General features: G+C 68.3%; 17 protein-coding genes. 14 read left to right on the top strand and 3 right to left on the bottom strand.

Going from position 1 to position 17,660, the window contains the following annotated elements; translation table 11 throughout:
- Positions 1-2 precede the first annotated feature (2 nt).
- The 4 genes from ABD210_RS25945 (at position 3) to ABD210_RS25930 (ending at position 4,931) form a co-directional block, all read left to right on the top strand.
- Positions 3-452: a GNAT family N-acetyltransferase gene (locus tag ABD210_RS25945; protein ID WP_344114716.1), complete on the top strand. Its 450-nt coding sequence runs from the start codon at positions 3-5 to the stop codon at positions 450-452.
- 589 nt (positions 453-1,041) lie between these two features.
- A complete protein-coding gene (gene dapB, locus ABD210_RS25940; RefSeq protein WP_344114715.1) occupies positions 1,042-1,788 on the top strand; it encodes a 4-hydroxy-tetrahydrodipicolinate reductase in 747 nt (248 codons plus the stop codon).
- A 4-nt stretch (positions 1,789-1,792) separates the two neighbouring features.
- A complete protein-coding gene (locus tag ABD210_RS25935; RefSeq protein WP_344114714.1) occupies positions 1,793-2,233 on the top strand; it encodes a hypothetical protein in 441 nt (146 codons plus the stop codon).
- A gap of 154 nt (positions 2,234-2,387) precedes the next feature.
- Positions 2,388-4,931, top strand: coding sequence for an ATP-binding protein (locus ABD210_RS25930; protein WP_344114713.1), 2,544 nt, complete (start codon positions 2,388-2,390; stop codon positions 4,929-4,931).
- Between the two features lie 555 nt (positions 4,932-5,486).
- Here the strand turns inward: ABD210_RS25930 and ABD210_RS25925 are convergent.
- Positions 5,487-7,205 carry an alpha/beta hydrolase gene (locus ABD210_RS25925; protein WP_344114712.1) on the bottom strand — a complete coding sequence of 573 codons (1,719 nt, stop codon included), beginning with the start codon at positions 7,203-7,205 and terminating at the stop codon, positions 5,487-5,489.
- Positions 7,206-7,543: 338 nt separating this feature from the next.
- On the opposite strand from ABD210_RS25925, the gene ABD210_RS25920 reads away from it, so the two are divergent.
- The 4 genes from ABD210_RS25920 (at position 7,544) to ABD210_RS25905 (ending at position 9,903) form a co-directional block, all read left to right on the top strand.
- Positions 7,544-8,344, top strand: coding sequence for a hypothetical protein (locus ABD210_RS25920; protein ID WP_344114711.1), 801 nt, complete (start codon positions 7,544-7,546; stop codon positions 8,342-8,344).
- A 104-nt stretch (positions 8,345-8,448) separates the two neighbouring features.
- A complete protein-coding gene (locus ABD210_RS25915) occupies positions 8,449-9,009 on the top strand; it encodes a DinB family protein (RefSeq protein WP_344114710.1) in 561 nt (186 codons plus the stop codon).
- The gene (locus ABD210_RS25910; protein WP_344114709.1) at positions 9,006-9,446 is read left to right on the top strand and encodes a VOC family protein; all 441 of its coding nucleotides are present in this window, start codon (positions 9,006-9,008) and stop codon (positions 9,444-9,446) included. The genes ABD210_RS25915 and ABD210_RS25910 overlap by 4 nt, the downstream gene beginning before the upstream one ends.
- 16 nt (positions 9,447-9,462) lie before the next feature.
- Positions 9,463-9,903 (top strand): DUF5655 domain-containing protein, encoded by a 441-nt coding sequence (locus ABD210_RS25905; RefSeq protein ID WP_344114708.1) that lies wholly within the window; start codon positions 9,463-9,465, stop codon positions 9,901-9,903.
- A 518-nt stretch (positions 9,904-10,421) separates the two neighbouring features.
- Here ABD210_RS25905 and ABD210_RS25900 read toward each other — a convergent pair.
- Both ABD210_RS25900 and ABD210_RS25895 read right to left on the bottom strand, forming a co-directional pair.
- Entirely contained in the window at positions 10,422-11,036 is a 615-nt protein-coding gene (locus ABD210_RS25900) for a GNAT family N-acetyltransferase (protein ID WP_344114707.1), read from the bottom strand.
- A gap of 278 nt (positions 11,037-11,314) precedes the next feature.
- A complete protein-coding gene (locus ABD210_RS25895; protein ID WP_344114706.1) occupies positions 11,315-12,526 on the bottom strand; it encodes a DUF418 domain-containing protein in 1,212 nt (403 codons plus the stop codon).
- A gap of 222 nt (positions 12,527-12,748) precedes the next feature.
- On the opposite strand from ABD210_RS25895, the gene paaA reads away from it, so the two are divergent.
- The 6 genes from paaA to ABD210_RS25865 all read left to right on the top strand — a co-directional run bounded on the left by paaA (position 12,749) and on the right by ABD210_RS25865 (position 17,452).
- The gene (gene paaA / locus ABD210_RS25890) at positions 12,749-13,675 is read left to right on the top strand and encodes a 1,2-phenylacetyl-CoA epoxidase subunit PaaA (RefSeq protein ID WP_344114705.1); all 927 of its coding nucleotides are present in this window, start codon (positions 12,749-12,751) and stop codon (positions 13,673-13,675) included.
- Positions 13,672-13,950, top strand: coding sequence for a 1,2-phenylacetyl-CoA epoxidase subunit PaaB (paaB, locus tag ABD210_RS25885; protein ID WP_344114704.1), 279 nt, complete (start codon positions 13,672-13,674; stop codon positions 13,948-13,950). The genes paaA and paaB overlap by 4 nt, the downstream gene beginning before the upstream one ends.
- Positions 13,947-14,687, top strand: a complete 741-nt coding sequence (gene paaC / locus ABD210_RS25880) for a 1,2-phenylacetyl-CoA epoxidase subunit PaaC (protein WP_344114703.1) — start codon at positions 13,947-13,949, stop codon at positions 14,685-14,687. The genes paaB and paaC overlap by 4 nt, the downstream gene beginning before the upstream one ends.
- Entirely contained in the window at positions 14,681-15,211 is a 531-nt protein-coding gene (gene paaD / locus ABD210_RS25875) for a 1,2-phenylacetyl-CoA epoxidase subunit PaaD (RefSeq protein WP_425552737.1), read from the top strand. Before paaC ends, paaD begins: the two co-directional genes overlap by 7 nt.
- Before the next feature lie 11 nt (positions 15,212-15,222).
- Positions 15,223-16,296, top strand: a complete 1,074-nt coding sequence (gene paaE / locus ABD210_RS25870) for a 1,2-phenylacetyl-CoA epoxidase subunit PaaE (protein WP_344114702.1) — start codon at positions 15,223-15,225, stop codon at positions 16,294-16,296.
- A gap of 343 nt (positions 16,297-16,639) precedes the next feature.
- Positions 16,640-17,452, top strand: coding sequence for a metal-dependent hydrolase (locus tag ABD210_RS25865; protein ID WP_344114701.1), 813 nt, complete (start codon positions 16,640-16,642; stop codon positions 17,450-17,452).
- Positions 17,453-17,660 lie beyond the last annotated feature (208 nt).

Genomic DNA, 17,660 nt, shown 5'->3' with positions numbered 1-17,660 from the left:
GCGTGCACCTCGAGCCCCGCCCGCCCGACGCTCCCGACCTCGCCCTACTGCTCGACCTGGCGCTGAAGGAACTCATCGACCGCTACCCCGACAGCCCATCCACCCACTACCTGGACCCGGCCACCGAGTTCCTGTCGGCCGTGGACACGGCCGATGCCGCCCCCGACCTGATTGGCTGCATCGGCCTGATGCCGGTGGTCGACGGTGTCGGCGAGATCAAGCGCATGTTCGTCCGTGCCGAGCACCGCGGCCGGGGCATCGCCCGCCTCCTCGTCCCCGCGCTGGAGTCCCTGGCCGGCGGGCGCGGCGCGACCTCCCTCCGCCTGGCCACCGGCCGCCGCCAACCCGAGGCGGTCGCGCTCTACGAGTCACTGGGCTATCGGCGGACGCCGGCGTACGGCAAGTACGTCCACGACCCGCTCGCCCTTTGCTACGCCAAACTTCTTCGATGAACGAGCCGATCCACCAGGCTGCGGTCGGTGTGCGCATCACGGATTTCGAGGATCGCTTCCTCCTGGTCTCGAACCCGTACCGCGACGCGCTCCGGCCGTCACCGAGGGGTTGCCCACTGACCTTGTGGGTTGCCCCCCGAGAATTTGATGGGGCAACCCCCCGTCTCAGTGGGTAACCTTCCAACCCGCAAGGGCTCCGGGCAACCAGCCGCAGGTGGAAAACCCGGCGGCCACCCTGGCGGGTCCTTCGACCGCTCGCGCCCTCAAAAACCAGCCAGCCGGCGAGAAACCTGCCAGCCGACCTGGGGCAACCGGTGTCGGGCTGTCCCGCTGCCGGGTTGCTCGCCGGATAGCGGCTTGCAAGGCGCCAGCCGGCGAGAAACCTGCCAGCCGGCCCGCGCCGACCCCCGCCGCCCCGCGCCGAACCCCGCCGGCCCGCGCCGAGCCGCGCCGCCGCGCGCCGAACCCCGCCGGCCCGCGCCGAGCTGGTCGGTGCGAGCGGATCCACAGGCACGGCGTACCGGCGTGGGGGCGAGGGGTGGGGAGTGAGATCCTTGGGCGGGAGTCGGTCGGATCAGGAAGGGTGCGGATGATCAGGGTTGCGGTGCTGGGGGCCAAGGGGAAGATGGGGTCCCAGACGTGCCAGGCGGTTGAAGGCGCGGAGGACCTCGAGCTGGTCGCGGCGCTTGACCAGGGGGATGAGCTGGAGGAGTTGACCACGGCCGAGGCTCAGGTGGTGGTGGACTTCACCCGGCCCGAGGTCGTGATGGACAACCTGAAGTGGTGCATCGAGCATGGGATCCACGCGGTTGTCGGGACCACCGGGTTCGACGAGGAGCGCCTCGCCACACTCCGGACCCAGCTGGAGTCCAGCCCGCGCACCGGCGTACTGATCGCGGCCAACTTCTCCATCGGCGCGGTGCTGATGATGCAATTCGCCGCTAAGGCTGCCAAGTACTACGAGTCCGTCGAGATCATCGAGTTGCACCACCCGGACAAGGTCGACGCACCCTCCGGTACTGCGCGACGTACCGCCGAGCTGATCGCCGCGGCCAGGCGCGAGGCGAAGTCCGGCCCGATCCCGGACGCGACGACCACGGCGCTGGAAGGCGCGCGAGGTGCCGACGTGGAGGGGATCCGCGTGCACGGGATCCGCCTGCGAGGCCTGGTCGCGCACCAGGAGGTCCTGTTCGGCGACACCGGCGAGACCCTCACGATCCGGCACGACTCGATGCACCGGGAGTCGTTCATGGGTGGCGTCCTGCTCGGTATCCGGAGGATCGTCGACACCCCTGGCCTCACCGTCGGCCTCGAGAACTTCCTGGACCTGGACTGACGGTATGACCGCAAAACGCGCGGCGATCGTGATCGCGGTCGTGTTCATCGCGTACGCCGTGCTGCTCGGCTGGCGGGGAATCCTCCTGATCGGTACGGGCGATCCGGTCGCCGTCGTGCTCGGCGTCGCGGTGCTGGTGATCCCGGTGCTGGGCGCTTGTCTGGTCTGGCGGGAGTTCCGGTTCGGCCACCGGACGGAGGCGCTCGCCCGGGAACTCGAGGAAGCCGGTGGGTTGCCGGTCGACGATCTGCCCAGGCGGCCGTCCGGGCGGATCGACCGGGGTGCCGCTGACGCCGCGTTCACGAAGTACAAGGAAGAAGCCGAGGCGGCGCCGGACGACTGGAAGGTGTGGTTCCGCCTCTCCACGGCGTACGACGCGGCCGGCGATCGCAAGCGCGCCCGCTCCTCGATGCGCACCGCCATCGCCCACCACGACCACCCCTAGACCGGGGCTCCGGCCCAGCCCCCGGGCCGGGGCGACCGCCGGAATCGGCCGGAGACGCGGGCTGCCCGGCCGGGAGTTTGCTGTGAGTTGACTGGGAACGGTCCACTACGCCTGACAATGAGGTCACGAACGGGATATCTTCAGAGGGAGCGCGGTGACCGCCGTGCTCGGGGTCGGAGACTGGGTGGGCCGTCCTTTGCCATCAGACGGGTCTCGCCGTGGCTCGGACGACGCTCGGGGGACAGGCTTCGGTGACCTGCTCCGGCGGCACCGGCGTGATGCCGGATTGTCCCAGGAGAAGCTGGCCGAACTGGCCGGTCTCAGTGTCGATGCGATCGCGGCGTTGGAGCGGGGTCGTCGTCGCGCGCCCAGACCGCACACGCTGCGGTTGCTCGCAGACGCGCTCCGGCTCGGCGCGCCCGATCGCGCCCAGCTGACCGCAGCCGCCCACCGCGAGGGGGACACGACCCGCTCGCCGCTGCGAGCCCCACCTGCCGCCGCGAACGAACTGGTGGGCCGGGCCGTCGAGCTGGCTGAAGCCGGTCGGCTGGTCGGCGAGAGAGCCACTCGGTTGTTGACGTTGAGCGGCCCGGGCGGTGTCGGCAAGACGCAGCTCGCTCTGGCGATCGCCAGCGCGGTGGCGCACAAGTTCGCCGATGGCGCGTGCTGGGTGCCGCTCGCTCCGGTATCCGATTCAGGCGCGGTTGCTCCTGCTATCGCGGCTGCGATCGGTTTGCATCCGCTCGACGGGGCGCGGGTGGTCGAGGAGATCGCCGAGCAGATCGGCAAGCGGAGTCTCCTGGTGGTGCTCGACAACTGCGAGCACGTGGTCGTGGATGCCGCGCGCATCACCGCCGAACTCCTGGAGAGCTGCCCCAACCTCTCCGTGCTCGGTTCCAGCCGTGAGCTGATGAGGGTGCCCGGCGAGAGCGTGTACGTCGTACCGCCGCTGTCCGTGCCCCAGACTGACGAGCAGCTCGACAAGTCGCCCGCGGTGCGGTTGTTCGTCGATCGAGCGACCGCGCGGGGTCACGAGCCGTCCGATCAGATCGAGCAGGTCGCGCGTGTGGTCCGCCGGCTGGAGGGGATGCCGCTCGCGATCGAGCTCGCCGCGGCCCGCACGAATGTGCTCACGGTCGAGGAGCTCGCGGTCGAGCTGGAGTCGTCGTTCGCCATTCTCGGCGGCGGCACCAGTACCGCGACCCCGCGCCAGCAGTCCCTGTATGGCGCGATCGAGTGGAGCCACGAGCTGCTGACCCCGGCCGAGCGCGAGTTGTTCGCGTTGATGTCGGTGTTCGTCGGCGGCTGGACCCTCAACGCCGCTGCCGCGGTTCTGTCCGGCCAGATGACACCGGGACCTCTCGAGAGAGCCCGCGCGCTCGACCTGACCAGCCGGCTGATCGACAAGTCCCTGATCCGGGTCAGCCGGGATCGCGGCATCGCGCGGTACGACATGCTGGCGGTGATCCGCGAGTTCGCCGCTGACCAGCTGACGGCCGTAGGTCGCGACGAAGACGCAGCAAGGAATCACGCGCATTTCTACATCGCGCTGGCCGAGGAAGCCGAGTCTCACCTGCGGGGCTCGAGCCAGGGTGACTGGCTGGACCGGCTCGACGGCGAACTGGACAACCTCCGCGCTGCGATGTCCTGGGCGTTGCGAACGCGGGCGGTGACCGAGGCGGTCAGGCTCGCTGGCGGTCTGTGGTTGTTCTGCTACTTGCGTGGGCACTACGCCGAGGGCGGCGACTGGCTCGAACGGGCGACTGCGCTGGACGTCCAGAGCGACGCGAACCTGGCGCCGTACCTCGCAAAAGCCTGCCTCGGGGCAGGCATGCTCGCCTTCCTGCAATGCGAGTACGACGTGGCGACCACCCGGCTGCAGTCCGCGCTCGCGCAGTACGAGGAGCTCGACGACACGGCCGGGATGGCGCTCGTCATGCAGCGGCTGGGCGGGGTGGCGCGGGAACGCGGCGACTACCTGACCGCGGAGAACCTGCACTGTCAGAGCTTTGACCTGTTCGAGAGCCTCGGGGATCGGTCGGGCATGGCCTGGGCGCACAACCACCTCGGGTTCGTCGCGTGGTTGCGCGGCGATCTGGAGATCGGGGAGCGACGGTGCCGCAAGGCGCGGGACAGCTTCCGCGGGCTGGGCGATGGCGAAGGCCTGGCCTGGTCGTTGATCAGCCTCGGCACGATCGCGCAGTACAGCGGTGAGCTGACCGAGGCCGAGGACCTGCTGCAGGAGAGTCTCGCGCTGTCGCAGCGGCTCGGGTACCGGGAGGGCGTCGCCTGGTCGCTCAACCAGCTGGGCATCGTCGAGCGGCGCCGCGGCTTCACCGAACGGGCGGTCCACCTGCTCGACGAGAGCCTGGCCGAGCATCGTGACCTCGGCGATCGATGGCGCTCGGCGAGCGTGCTCGAGGAGCTTGCGACCGTCGCGCAGCAGCGGAACCGCACGGAGTATGCGGCCTTCCTGCTGGGCGCGGCCGACGGGATACGCGAGGTGATCGGCGCGCCGGTTCCCGACGTCGAGAAACCTGACCAGCAGGGCACCAGGCGGGCGGTCGAGCAGGCCCTGGACCGGCACGCCTTCCGAGCCGCCTGGTCCGCGGGCCGCACCGCCCCGCTGGCGGCCGTCGCCGACGGCTACCCCGGCCCCTCCGTGCGCCCTGATCGTTCCAGGCGCCTGGAGCGCTGACCTTCCGAGGCTGACCACGTTCCGTCGGCGGCTGAGCCGACTGCGTCCCATCACTGGCTGGCTGGGCCGGCCGACACTACCGACAGAGAGTTGCGCGTCCCCCGATCACCAGGTCGGGGGGACGCACATCGTCCCCGGGCCAAGAAAAGCCTCGCGAGGTACCACGACCTGGGGGATCGAAGGTACCCCGCGAGGGATCTACGGCCGGGATCGGTTGGAGCAGGCCGCTACGGGCCCGGCCGGCTGTGTCCCTGTCTGACCCCCCAGGCAGTCCCCCCACCTCACAGCCGGCCGAAGCCTCGTCGGCGATGTTCCCCTCGCGTCGAGCCCTCCCAGTCGACGTCCGGTTCTCCCGCGCTGCCTCAAGATTGGCGTGGTCACGCTCTGTGGCACAGGGACGGAACCCTGACATCCCCCTGACAACTTGCTCCTGACAACGAACGCCTCGTCACGATCTGGCCGATCGTGACGAGGCGTTTTCGCTGCGTGCCGGAATTCCCGCCGAAATAGGGCTTGGTTCACGATCAAAAGTCCGATTTCGGGGGAATGCCCACGTCAGGAGTGCAGATATCCGGAGACCGCTTTGGTGAATCCCTCGATCTTTGCCAGTGGCGCGCCCTCGGCGTACTGGCCGGGTTGCGGAGCCGTCGGTGCGGGAATGCCTTCACCCTTGCAACTGGTGTCCTTGTCCGGAGCCTTGCCGGTGGTCAGGAAGGTGTTGACGATCTTGTCGGCGCACTTGTTCACGCCGCCATAGATGCCGTGGTCACCTTCTCCCGTGATCGTCACCAGCCGCGACCCGGCGTACCGGCTGTGGGCGGAACTGGCCAGCGAGAAGTTGGTTGCCGGGTCGTGCACGGACTGCACCATCAACGTGGTCGGCAAGCCCTTGCCGGTCGGCACCGGCATGCTCAGTTGCGGGCGATCCCAGTAGAAGCAGGGGTTTTCGTTCATGCCCCACCCGAGCAACGGGTACTTCGGTCCGAGCCGCGCCGACAACACGTCGCCGTACTCGCGCCCCTGCGGCCACTCGGTGTCGTTGCAGGTGACCGCGGTGAAGGTCGCGTTCTCCGCGTCGTCGGCGAACGGCCGGCCGGCAGCCCGGCCGAACGGCGTGATGCCGACCGTACGCCGGGTCGCGCGCTGGACGAGTTCCTGCTGACGGGCCAGCGGGAGTGCGTCCACCTTGTGCTGGGCCGCCCTGGCTCCGCCTTTGCTCTGCGCGTCGGAAAGTTCACGCAGAAACGCGAGGTCGGTCGCCAGGGATGGGAAATCCATTTTTGTATACATATCCCCGGTGACGATGTTGTCCAGGGTGTTCTGGTCGTAGCTGATTTTCACCGAGCCGTCCAGGAACTCCTCGACCGCCGGCTGCTTCTTCAGTGCTGCCCGAAGGCGTTCGTAGGTCCGGATCACCAGCCGGGGCGAATTGCCCAGTTTCAGTTGCGCATCGTAGTTGGCGGCCCAGGGCGCGAAGTCCTCACGGAACCGGCGCTCGAACCCCTGCGGCTGTGCGATGAACGTGTCGAGCCAGGGCCTGGTGAAGTCGGTGTTGGAGTCGAGCACGAAGCGGCCGACATGCTGGCCGAAGTAGGTCTGGTAGTACGCGCCGAGCCAGGTGCCGCCCGAATACCCGACGTAGTCGATCTTGTCGTAGCCGAGCAACTGACGGATCAGGTCCATGTCCTGCACGGTCTGCGCGGTGTTCACGTAGGGCAGCAACTCGCGGGACTGGCGTTCGCAGTACGGGACGGTGAGGCGGGAGGCCTCGGCGATGAGGTCGAGGTTCCACGGGTCGCGGTCGCGCGCGTCCATCGTGTAGCCGGGGGCGCCTTCGCAGGTGACGTTGGTGCTGTCGCCGGTACCGCGCGGGTCGAACCCGACGGCGAGGTGGTCCTTGGCGAGTTCCTTCTGGCTGGCCAGGTACGGCGCCATCCCGAGCCCGGCGCCACCCGGTCCGCCCGGGTTGCCGAACACGACCCTGCTCGGCTTGCCCTTCACCGGCGCCACCTTGCTCACCGCGATCTGGATGTCCTCCCCGAGCGCTTGCTTCGACCAGTCGCGCGGGACGGTGATCTTGGTGCAGAAGGTCCGCAGTTCCTTGTCGCCGCACTGTTTCCAGACGGGTCTTTGATCCAGATATTGCTTGGTGACGCGGTTCGGCCCGGCCTGGACGGCGGTCGGCTGCAGCGACGCCGTCGCACTGGAACCGGGAACCACGAGAAGGGCGGTGGCGGATATACCGAGGCCGACGGCCAGGGTACGGAACTTCATACATCCTCCAACGGATGGCCAAGCGTGTTCGGACCGTCGCAATCTGTCATGTCAACCTGCACCGGTCGAGCACCACCCCCGGCCCGTCGCCGGATGGTTCGGCTGCTATAGGGATCGCCGGTCAGCCGGCGCAGAGCTGGGGGAGCACGGGTCCAGGACCCCACCGCGGAGCGCGTCGAACTGGTCGACGAGCGCTGACTCACCCCTGCCCAACGGGTCTCGCCTCGCCGTAGTGAGCCGCGGGTCGAGGCGAGGCCGCGAGGCCCCGTCGGTGTGGTCGAATTGCCCTTCGGGGACTTCGACGGGTGGAGAGGAGGCGCTGTGGATGTCTTACCCGGGTGACCAGCAGTCGTACGGACCAGGAACGCAGGGTGGGGGCCACCCGCCGCAGCAGGGATACCCGCAGTCGGGGTATCCGGGGCAGGGCCAGAGCGGTTACCCGGATCAGGCGCAAGGCGGCTACCCGCAGCAGGTATCCCCAGCAGGACGCCCCGCAGTACGGGAATGCGCAGCACGACGCCCCGCAGTACGGGGGTCCCCAGTACGATGCCCCGCAGTACGGGGGTCTGCAGCAGGGTCCGCAGTACGGGGGGCCGCCGCGGAAGAGCAAGGGGTGGATCATCATCCTCGCGCTGGTCGTGTTGCTTGTCGTGGTGGTGCTGGCGATCTTCGCGGTGCTCAGCCGGGGCGGGGTTATCCAGGGTGGTCCGTTCGCCAAGGGTGTGCCGTCGGTCCCGCCGCCTTCCGAGCTCCCGGCGACCGCGGGCGGGCTGTATCGCCTCGACGACAAGGAGCCGGCCACCTTCAGGGCCGCCGGCGCGAAGTACGACTGGACTGTCGCCAAGTACTACGCCACCAAGCCGCAGAACCAGGTGGACGGCAAGACCCCCGTGTACATCGTGACCGTCTATGGCCCGCTCGGAGACGCGAAGGATGCCCTTGCCACCCGCAACAATGTCACCCCGGTCGGCTCGGGCCTGTGCGCAGACGGCAGCCCCAGCGTCGGGATCCGCGTCTGCGCCGTCCAGCGCGGCAGTGTCGTCGCCACGGTCACCGAGAACATCAAACCCACCGGCCGCACGGCCTCCGACGACGAACTGATCGCCTATGCGGCCGCCCTCGCCAACGCCCTTTCCTGATGCTCCGACAGGCACCGCCTGGGGGGCCCGCGAGCAGCGATGGGATTTTTGTCGGAGGGCGGTCATAGGGTCGGCTCATCGACCATCCGGGTGAGGTGAGTTCAGTGTCGAACTGTGGGGAGCTGCTGATCGGGCAGCTGGAGTTCTACTGGGATTTCCATCTGCGCCCGCGATTGGAGGGGCTGACCGACGAGGAGTACTACTGGGCCCCGGCCGAGCCGAGCTGGAGCGTGTATCCCGATGAGAACGGGACGGTGATCGTCGACCAGGAGTGGCCCGAGCCGTCCCCGCCGCCGATCACCACGATCGGGTGGCGGCTGGTGCACATCGGCGTTGGTTGCTTCGCCACCCGCGCCAGCACGTTCTTCGGCGACGGCAGCGTGCCGGCCGACGCCGACATGTTCGACCCGCGGCACGTCCCTTCCGATCTTCCCGGTACTGCGGACGCCGGGCTCGCGTTTCTCGACCATTGGTACGGGCGCTGGCATGACAGCATCACCGGGCTGGACGACGCCGAGCTGTCGAAACCGCTCGGGCCGAAGGGCAACCAGTTCGCCGAGGACTCGATGCTCGGGCTGATCACGCACCTCAACCGCGAGGTGATGCACCACGGCGCGGAGATCTGTCTGCTCCGTGATCTCTACAGGGCAGGGGTAGCGAAATGAGCGGTGCCTTCGATCTCCACGTGGTCTTCGACTGCGCCGATCCCGACCGGGTCTCACGGTTCTGGATGGAGGCACTCGGTGGATACGACTTTCCCTTCGGACTGCCCGAGGGGTTCAGCAGCTGGGACGAGTGGGCCGACGCCAACGGCATCCCGGAGGACCAGCGCAACGTAGGAAGGACCCTGGTCGACAAGGAGCGCAGCCGCCCCGACATCTTCTTCCTCCAGGTCCCCGAGGCGAAGGCCGGCAAGAACCGTCTCCACCTGGACATCAAGGTCGCGCCCGGCCTCGACGGAGCAGACCGCCGTACGAGGATCGAAGCAGAAGCAGACCGTCTGAAAGCGCTGGGCGCGACGATCCACACCGTCATGGACTCACCCGACGGCTTCCACCTCATCCTCCAAGACCCCGAAGGCAACGAATTCTGCCTCGCCTGATGCTCGAGGAAAGACCATGAGCGACCTGCCTGGACTGTGGGAGTGTCCTCTGTGTCGGCGGACGTTTGCCAACCGGAACCAGTCGCATACGTGCCGGCCCTTGGGGGAGCTGGACGCGCACTTCCGGGGCAAGGATGAGGTAGTGCGGGAGATCTTCGATCGGATCGTCGAAGTCGTGCGGTCACTAGGGCCGGTGGAGGTGCTTGCCGAGAAGACGCGGATCGCGCTGCACACGCGGATGAGCTTCGCCGCCTTCATGCCGCGGGTCCACTGGCTCGACGGACATGTCGTCCTGGCGGAGCGGCTGGACAGCGAGCGGTTCACCAAGATCGAGGTCTATTCGCCCCGCAACGTGCTGCACGCATTCCGCCTCCGCGATCCTGCTGAGGTCGATGCGGAGGTGATCGACTGGTTCACCCGCGCCTATGCAGTCGGCCGCCAGCAACACTTGCGGTGAACCGGGCCAATGGCCAGCTCCCTAGTGGCCGCCCGCACCTGAGGACCCCCCAGCGAGGCCAGAAGCGCGTCCACCTCCGCGCTGGCAACCGCGGCCGCGGCGAGCTGCCACCGCTGGCTTGAGGTTGTCCGAACGCGGGATCGAGTTCCGAGATCTAAGGAGCCTTGCTCGGACCGCCAGCACTCACCTTTGGCGGTGCCGCCGACTGTTGATGATCGGATGCGGGAACGTTGCACCAGTTGGAGGCAACTTCAGGCTCAGCAGTTGGTGGGTTACCCCCTGAAATTGCGGGTTGCCCCCTCGAAATCACGGGGTGCAACCCGCAAGGTGAGTGGACAACCCCTGGTTTGACGGCAGGCGAAGAGATCGGCGGGGCGGTGGAAGGGCGCGGTCGCCGGGCTGGAGTCGGGCGGACTGGAGTCGGGCCGGGGTGGAGTCGGGCCGGGGTGGGGGTAGCGCTGAGGGTCTGCTGGGCGGGGCGGTGGAGGGCTGTTGGGTGGGGGTGGGGTCGGTGGGGGTCAGTCGGTGGGGGTGGGGTCGGTGTGGAGGCGGATTTGTTTGACTCGGACTGTGCCGTCGCCGTAGAGGTCCAGTTCGCGATGGGCGCCGTCGGGGGCCCAGCCGGAGTCGGTGTAGAAAGTGCGGAGGACGTCGTCGGTCGAGTTGACCCAGACGGTGACCCGGGTGAAGCCGTCGGCGCGGATCGTGTCGACGACTGCGTTGAGAAGCCGCGAGCCGTGGCCCGCGCGGGTGGCCTCGGGGTCGACGGCGAGTTCGGCGACCAGGGCGTCGTGGCGCGGATCTGAGTCCGGGTCGTCCGAGGCCGTGATTGCGGCGAAGCCGACCAAGGTACGACCTGCCAGCGCGACCATCACGCGATTGCGGGCCTCGCCGGGCGACAGGAGGGCGGCGCGCCACTGGGCGGCGAACTGGGCCGGGTTGAGATCGGCGAGTACGTCGGGCGGCAGCAGCCCGTCGTACGAGCGACGCCAGGCGGCGACCTGGATCTCGCCGATCGCGTCCGCCTCGGCCGGGAGGGCCAGCCGGACGCTCGACTCGGCGATCGGGTCCTCGGAGGCGCCCATCGCGGACAGGCTGGTCGGTTCCGGTACGCCGAAGTCGTCGCTGCTCATGCTGTCCATCCTTTCAAAGACCACCCCGAGCCCAAGCAGCGGGGAAACGCCCACGCAGCGGGGAAGGCCCGGGCAGCAAATGACCATCGGCAGGACACCCTTCGGGAAGGTGCCCTGCCGATGGCGTTCGGTCGCTCGGGAGTAAGCGGTGAGTTAGGCGAATCCGACCTGCTTGCGTCCGAAGGGGAGCGGGGCCTGCCCCGCAGTTCTTCGGACGCAGCGAGATGACGCAGCGAGATGGCGCAGGGAGATGGCGCGGGGAGATAGGGCGGCGGGGGTCAGTAGGTGAGGCGGCGGAGAAGGGTCTCGGCCGGGCCGCGGTACGCGTGCTTCTTCATCTGGTAGGCGCCGATCACCGAGATCGTCCAGACGGCGACGGCCACCCCGGCGGCGGTGAAGGCGGTGTTGCCGAGCCTGTCACCTAGGTTCAGCGTGAACGGAGCCAGCAGCACCATCCAAGAGACCGACTGGAACAGGTAGCCCGTCATCGACCGCTGGCCGAGTGCCGAGATCGCGGTGAGCGGAAGACCCAGCTGGTCCGGCCGGCGCTCGGCGGTCAGCTTGCCGACCAGCAGGGCGAACAGTGCGATGTATCCCGGCCCACCGAACTGACCGCTGATGTTGTGCAGGAAGTTCACCGCGTCCAAAGCGGCCGAGTCGACGTGCAGCCAACCGGCAGCGATCAGAGCCTGCGGCAGACCGCCCAGCACGGTGATGCCCATGCAGACCACGGCAACTCGGGTCAGCAGCGTGCGGTTTTCCCGTGGGTTCTCCAGCAGTTGCCTGCGGGCCGCCCAGATGCCGAGCCAGACGATGACGCTGACGCCCAGCACGGTCGCAGTGTGCAGCGGGTACTCGTGCAGCCGCTCGACCAGGCTTGCCCCATAGCTGCCGGCAGCCAGCGAAGGGTTCGGGCTGTTGGTCATCACGTGCGCCGGACCCGAGCTGTTCACGATGGCGAGAACCGCGAGGCCTGCGGCGACCACCACGTAGACGACCTGCGCTCCCCAGATCCAGAGGATGATCTTGTGGAACCGGTCGCCCCGGTTCAGCAGTAGCAGCGTGCAGATGATCCCGACGATGCCGTAGGCGCCCAGGAAGTCACCGAAGTACAAGAGAGCCGCGTGGGCCAGGCCGAAGGCGACCAGCCAGGCGTTCCGCTTCAACAGAATGGACCGTACGCCGCCGGCCGTGGTGCCGGAGTTGCGTTGGCGCCGGGCCAGCTGCACCAGGCCGTAGCCGAACATCACCGCGAAGACCGGATAGGCCCGGGCATCCACCAGGGTGATCTTGAGGAAGTTGAGGATCCGCTCGAGACCGTGCGGGCTGCCGTTCAGGCCGGGCTGGCCGGCGAAGGCGAAGTTGGCGCTGTTGGCCAGACCGATCAGCAGTAGCATGCCGCCGCGGATCAGGTCGGGTGCCAGGGCGCGCTCCGCGCCCGTGACCGGGCCGCGGTGATCGGCTGGCTGCGAAGTCGCTAGATGTGTCAAGGGGGTTCATCCCTTTCGGAAACTGTGTTGGGGTTGAGCTGTTGACACGATCCTCCCGGCCGCGGCAGCGCGGTCCCAGCGGCCTGAACCCACTCCTGAGGTGGTGCTACCACCCCTGTACTCCGGCGCTACCGCGGCCGCGGCGCCGCTGCTGTGTCCGACTTTGTGACACTTTCTGTTGATCCGGCAGGAAAGTGTCACACCTGGGCTATGCTGGCGCCCATGGACAGCTTCCAGGCGACGATCGACGCCGACGGCCGGATCGAGCCGCGCGACGCGATGCCCGAGGGGTACCGCAAGACCCTGATCCGGCAGATCGCGCAGCACGCGCACTCCGAGATCATCGGCATGCAGCCCGAGGGCAACTGGATCAGTCGCGCGCCGTCGCTGCGCCGGAAGGCGATCCTGATGGCCAAGGTCCAGGACGAGGCCGGCCACGGTCTCTATCTGTACGCCGCGGCCGAGACGCTCGGGGTGGATCGCGCCGACCTGCTGGACCTGTTGCACAGCGGTAAGCAGAAGTACTCGAGCATCTTCAACTACCCGACGCTGACGTGGGCCGATATCGGCGCGATCGGCTGGCTCGTCGACGGTGCCGCGATCGTCAACCAGGTGCCGCTGTGCCGGTGCTCCTACGGTCCGTATGCGCGGGCGATGGTCCGGGTCTGCAAGGAGGAGTCGTTCCACCAGCGCCAGGGCTTCGAGATCCTGCACACCCTGTGCAACGGCACGCAAGCGCAGAAGGCGATGGCCCAGGACGCCCTGAACCGCTGGTGGTGGCCGAGCCTGATGATGTTCGGTCCGCCCGACGCGAACTCGACGCACTCGGAGCAGTCGATGGCGTGGGGGATCAAGCGGCACAGCAACGATGAGCTCCGCCAGCGGTTCGTGGACATGACCGTGCCCCAGGCCGACGTCCTGGGGATCAAGGTCCCCGACGAAGGCCTGCGGTACGACGACGAGGCCGGGCACTACGTGTTCACCGACCCCGACTTCACCGAGCTCTACGAAGTTGTCAAGGGCAACGGACCGTGCAACGAGCAGCGGCTCGCGCAGCGGGTGAAGGCGCACGAGGACGGCGCCTGGGTTCGCGAGGCGGCTGCCGCCTACGCGGACAAGCAGATCCTCAAGAAGGAGAGCGCAGCATGATCGAGCCGCTGTGGGAGGTCTTCATCCGGTCCCGCCGTGGGCTGTCGCACGTGCACGTCGGCAGTCTGCATGCGCCAGACGCGACGATGGCGCTGCGCAATGCCCGTGATGTCTACACCCGCCGCCAGGAGGGCGTGTCGATCTGGGTCGTGCCGGCCGCCGACATCACCGCCTCCAGCCCGGACGAGAAGGACGAGTTCTTCGACCCGGCCGGCGACAAGGTCTACCGGCACCCGACCTTCTACCAGGTCCCGGAAGGCGTCGACCACCTGTGAACGACCTCTTCACCTACACGCTCCGTCTCGGTGACGACGCGCTGATCGCGGCGCAGCGCACGGCTGAGTGGATCGCGGCCGCGCCGCAACTCGAGGAAGACGTTGCCCTGGGCAACATCGGGCTCGACCAGCTGGGCCAGGCCCGCACCCTGCTCCAGTACGCCGGACAGCTCGAGGGCGCGGGTCGTTCCGAGGACGACCTGGCGTACTTCCGCGACGAGCGCGACTTCCTCAACCTCCAGCTCTGCGAGCTCCCGAGCGGCGACTTCGCCCACACCATCGCCAGGCTCCTGTACTTCGCGACCTACCAGCACCTCCTCTACGAAGAACTGCGCGGGTCTGCCGACGAGACCCTCGCGGGCGTGGCCGGCAAGGCCGTGAAGGAGGTCGCGTACCACGTCGACCACGCGACCCAGTGGGTGTTGCGCCTGGGTGACGGCACCGAAGTGAGCCACCTGCGCATGCAGGCGGGCCTCGACGCGATGTGGCCCTACACCGCGGAGATGTTCGCCTCGGACGAGCTCGTACGACGCCTGCCGGTCGCTGTGGATCCCTCGAAGTTGCAGGACGAGTGGAGCCGACGGGTCACCGAGGTGATCGACGAGTCCACCTGCACCCGGCCGACCTCGTCGTACCAGCATTCAGGTGGTCGCGAAGGCCGGCACACAGAGCACCTCGGCTACCTCCTCGCGGAACTGCAGCACGTGGCCCGCTCACATCCGGGGGCATCGTGGTGACGGGCGGACGCGCTGCGTCCGAAGAAGCCGGGGTCCTGCCCCACGGTGATTCGGACGCAAGGATCTGGGCGGCTGTGGGGGAGGTGGCGGATCCGGAGGTGCCGGTGCTGACGATCGCGGATCTCGGCGTACTGCGGGGCGTGCGGCGTGAGGGCGACGAGGTGGTCGTGACGATCACCCCGACGTACTCCGGGTGCCCCGCGATGGACGTGATCCGGCACGAGGTCGAGCTGACTCTGCAGGCGCTGCAGGTCGACGGGCGCGTCGAGACGGTGTTGTCGCCCGCCTGGACCACCGACTGGATGAGCGAAGAGGGCAAGGCGAAGCTGACCGAATACGGGATCGCGCCGCCGACGGGGCAGCGCGCCGTCGGTGGGCCGATCTCGCTGAGCCTGACGATCCGCTGCCCGTTGTGCGGCTCCCCGGACACGACCGAGCTGAGCCGCTTCGGGTCCACGTCCTGCAAGTCGCTCTGGCGGTGCAACTCCTGCCGGGAGCCTTTCGACCACTTCAAGGCGATTTGATGACGACGACGATGAGTAGAAGGCGGGCGACCTTCCACCCGCTGACGGTCAAGGCGATCGACGCGATCACCGAGGACTCGGTGGCGATCACCTTCGACGTACCGGAGGAGCTCGCGGCGGAGTATGAGTTCGCCGCGGGACAACACCTGACCGTACGGCGGGCCGGCGACGAGGTCCGCCGGAGCTACTCGATCTGCTCGCCGGCGGGATCCGGCGTACTGCGCATCGCCGTGAAGCGGATCCCCGGTGGCGAGTTCTCGTCGTACGCGGCGAGCGGTCTGAAGATCGGCGACACCATCGACGTGATGACGCCGCTCGGCCGGTTCGGCACCCCGCTCGACCCGGCCAACGCCAAGCACTACGCGTTCGTCGCGGCGGGCAGTGGCATCACCCCGGTGCTGTCCTTGGTCGCGACCAGCCTGGCGGTCGAGCCGAACAGTCGCGTCACCTTGCTCTACGGCAACCGTACGGTCGGCTCGGTGATGTTCGCCGACGAGCTCGCCGACCTGAAGGACGTGTACGCCGAACGCCTGCACCTGGTGCACGTGTTGTCCCGCGAGTCGACCGAGGTCGAACTGTTCAGCGGGCGGATCGACGGGGATCGCCTGCGCCGGATGATCGACACGATCCTGCCGGTCAAGACCGTCGACGAGTGGTTTCTCTGTGGGCCCTATGCGATGGTCGTCGGCGCGCAGGAGGTTCTGCTGGACGAGGGCGTGCCGCGGGAGTCGGTGCATGCCGAGTTGTTCCACGTCGGTGACGAGGCGCCAGTCGCCCGCGTCGAGGAGACCGCGATCGACGAGGACGCCGCCGAGGTGACGGTGATCCTGGACGGACGCCGGTCGACGTTCCCGCTGGGCGAGCACGCGAAGGCGGTGCTCGACGCGACCCTCGCAGTACGGACCGATGCGCCTTTCGCCTGCAAGGGCGGCGTGTGCGGGACCTGCCGGGCCAAGGTGGTCGAGGGATCCGTCCGGATGGACACGAACTGGGCGCTCGAGCCCGACGAGATCCGCGCCGGCTACGTCCTCACCTGCCAGTCGCACCCGACCAGCGAAAAGGTCACCCTCGACTTCGACGCCTAGCCCCACCCGACTCCCACGTCGCTTCCCCACCCGACTCCCACGTCGCTTCCGCACCCGACCTCCCACGTCGCTTCCCCACGCAGCCCCCGGAGCTCGGCCCGTGGGCTGCCGCGCCCTGAGGGTTACCTCCTGAGCTTGTGGGTTGCCCGCCGATATTCTCGGGTGGCAACCCACAAGCTCAGGGGACAACCCCTCCCGTTCCCAGGCCTGGTACCAGTGCGGCCGCCGCCGATGTGGGGATCCCCGCGACCTGGTCGGCCGTCCACCCCGAGCGCCTCCCGGAAAGTGTCCGCGGCCGCTGAAATACTCGGCCGCTCAGGAGCGAGGGGGTGGGGCTGCGGTGATGGGGCGTTCGCATGCGCTGTCGGGCTGGTGTGCGGGGCTGGCGATGGCGCCGTTGGTGGGACTGACCTCAGTGGCGCAGGTGGTTCCGTTCGCCGCGGCGACCGCGGGCTATGCGTTGCTGCCGGACCTCGACCACCCGGGCGCCAGCGCGTCCAGGGTGCTCGGTCCGATCACCGGGATCGTCTCGGGTGCCGTCCGCGCGTTCTCCGGCCTCTTGTATTCGGTCACCAAGGGCCCGCGTGACGAGGACAGCACTGGACGGCATCGCCATGCGAGTCACACGCTCGCAGCCGCACTTCTGCTGGGATTCCTGACGTCGCGCCTCGGAGCGGCCGGTGGCTGGCGCGCGGTGTTGGGCGTCGCGCTGTTCGGTCTGATCCTTGCCGCCCACGTCCTCGGCGACTGGGTGCTGGCCGTGGTGGTCGGCGCCGGCGCTTGGTCGATAGCGGGCACCTGGTTACCTGGCACCACAGCGGTCGAGGTGTTGCGGGGCGGACTCGACGAGATCGGCAGTTGGATCGGTGCGGCCGTTGCCCTCGGCATGTTCGTGCACTGCCTCGGCGACAGCCTGACCCGATCCGGCTGTCCTTGGCTCTGGCCGCTGCCGATCCGCGGCGAGACCTGGTTCGAGATCCGGCTCCCACGGGCCTTCCGGTTCCGGACCGGTGGGTGGGTCGAGCGCCTGATCATCGCCCCGCTGCTGCTCACGGGCGGCGTGCTCCTGCTCCCCGGCGCACTGCCAGTACTGCAGGACTTCTTCCCCGCGATCCTGTCCACCACCTCGGTCTGGGTCGCGGGCAGCCAGAGATAGAACCGGTCGGCATGACCTCAGCAGGCAGCCGCAGTAGGTAGGTCAGCGGAAAGTGACGGTCAGATCGCGGAGAGTATTGCCGAGAATTTTTCCCGACTTTTTTGTTCAAAGCTGTAACGCCTGCGGGGGGCGGCCCGATAGGACGAGTGAGCCTGATGGCTGCCCGGACCCCCGAGCGGACAGCCATCAGGCCTACTCATTTCCCGGC

Origin of the sequence: Kribbella alba (assembly GCF_039529635.1) — a bacterium.
Taxonomy (GTDB): Bacteria; Actinomycetota; Actinomycetes; order Propionibacteriales; family Kribbellaceae; genus Kribbella; species Kribbella alba.
This window is presented reverse-complemented; position numbering and strand designations above follow the sequence as displayed.

Bases quoted from the DNA above. Each gene is read 5' to 3' on its own strand.
- ABD210_RS25865 (WP_344114701.1), top strand. From the start codon at position 16,640: ATGGGGCGTTCGCATGCGCTGTCGGGCTGGTGTGCGGGGCTGGCGATG.
- paaB (WP_344114704.1), top strand. From the start codon at position 13,672: ATGATCGAGCCGCTGTGGGAGGTCTTCATCCGGTCCCGCCGTGGGCTG.
- ABD210_RS25935 (WP_344114714.1), top strand. From the start codon at position 1,793: ATGACCGCAAAACGCGCGGCGATCGTGATCGCGGTCGTGTTCATCGCG.
- ABD210_RS25900 (WP_344114707.1), bottom strand. From the start codon at position 11,036: ATGAGCAGCGACGACTTCGGCGTACCGGAACCGACCAGCCTGTCCGCG.
- ABD210_RS25905 (WP_344114708.1), top strand. From the start codon at position 9,463: ATGAGCGACCTGCCTGGACTGTGGGAGTGTCCTCTGTGTCGGCGGACG.
- paaA (WP_344114705.1), top strand. From the start codon at position 12,749: ATGGACAGCTTCCAGGCGACGATCGACGCCGACGGCCGGATCGAGCCG.
- ABD210_RS25910 (WP_344114709.1), top strand. From the start codon at position 9,006: ATGAGCGGTGCCTTCGATCTCCACGTGGTCTTCGACTGCGCCGATCCC.
- dapB (WP_344114715.1), top strand. From the start codon at position 1,042: ATGATCAGGGTTGCGGTGCTGGGGGCCAAGGGGAAGATGGGGTCCCAG.
- ABD210_RS25925 (WP_344114712.1), bottom strand. From the start codon at position 7,205: ATGAAGTTCCGTACCCTGGCCGTCGGCCTCGGTATATCCGCCACCGCC.
- paaE (WP_344114702.1), top strand. From the start codon at position 15,223: ATGAGTAGAAGGCGGGCGACCTTCCACCCGCTGACGGTCAAGGCGATC.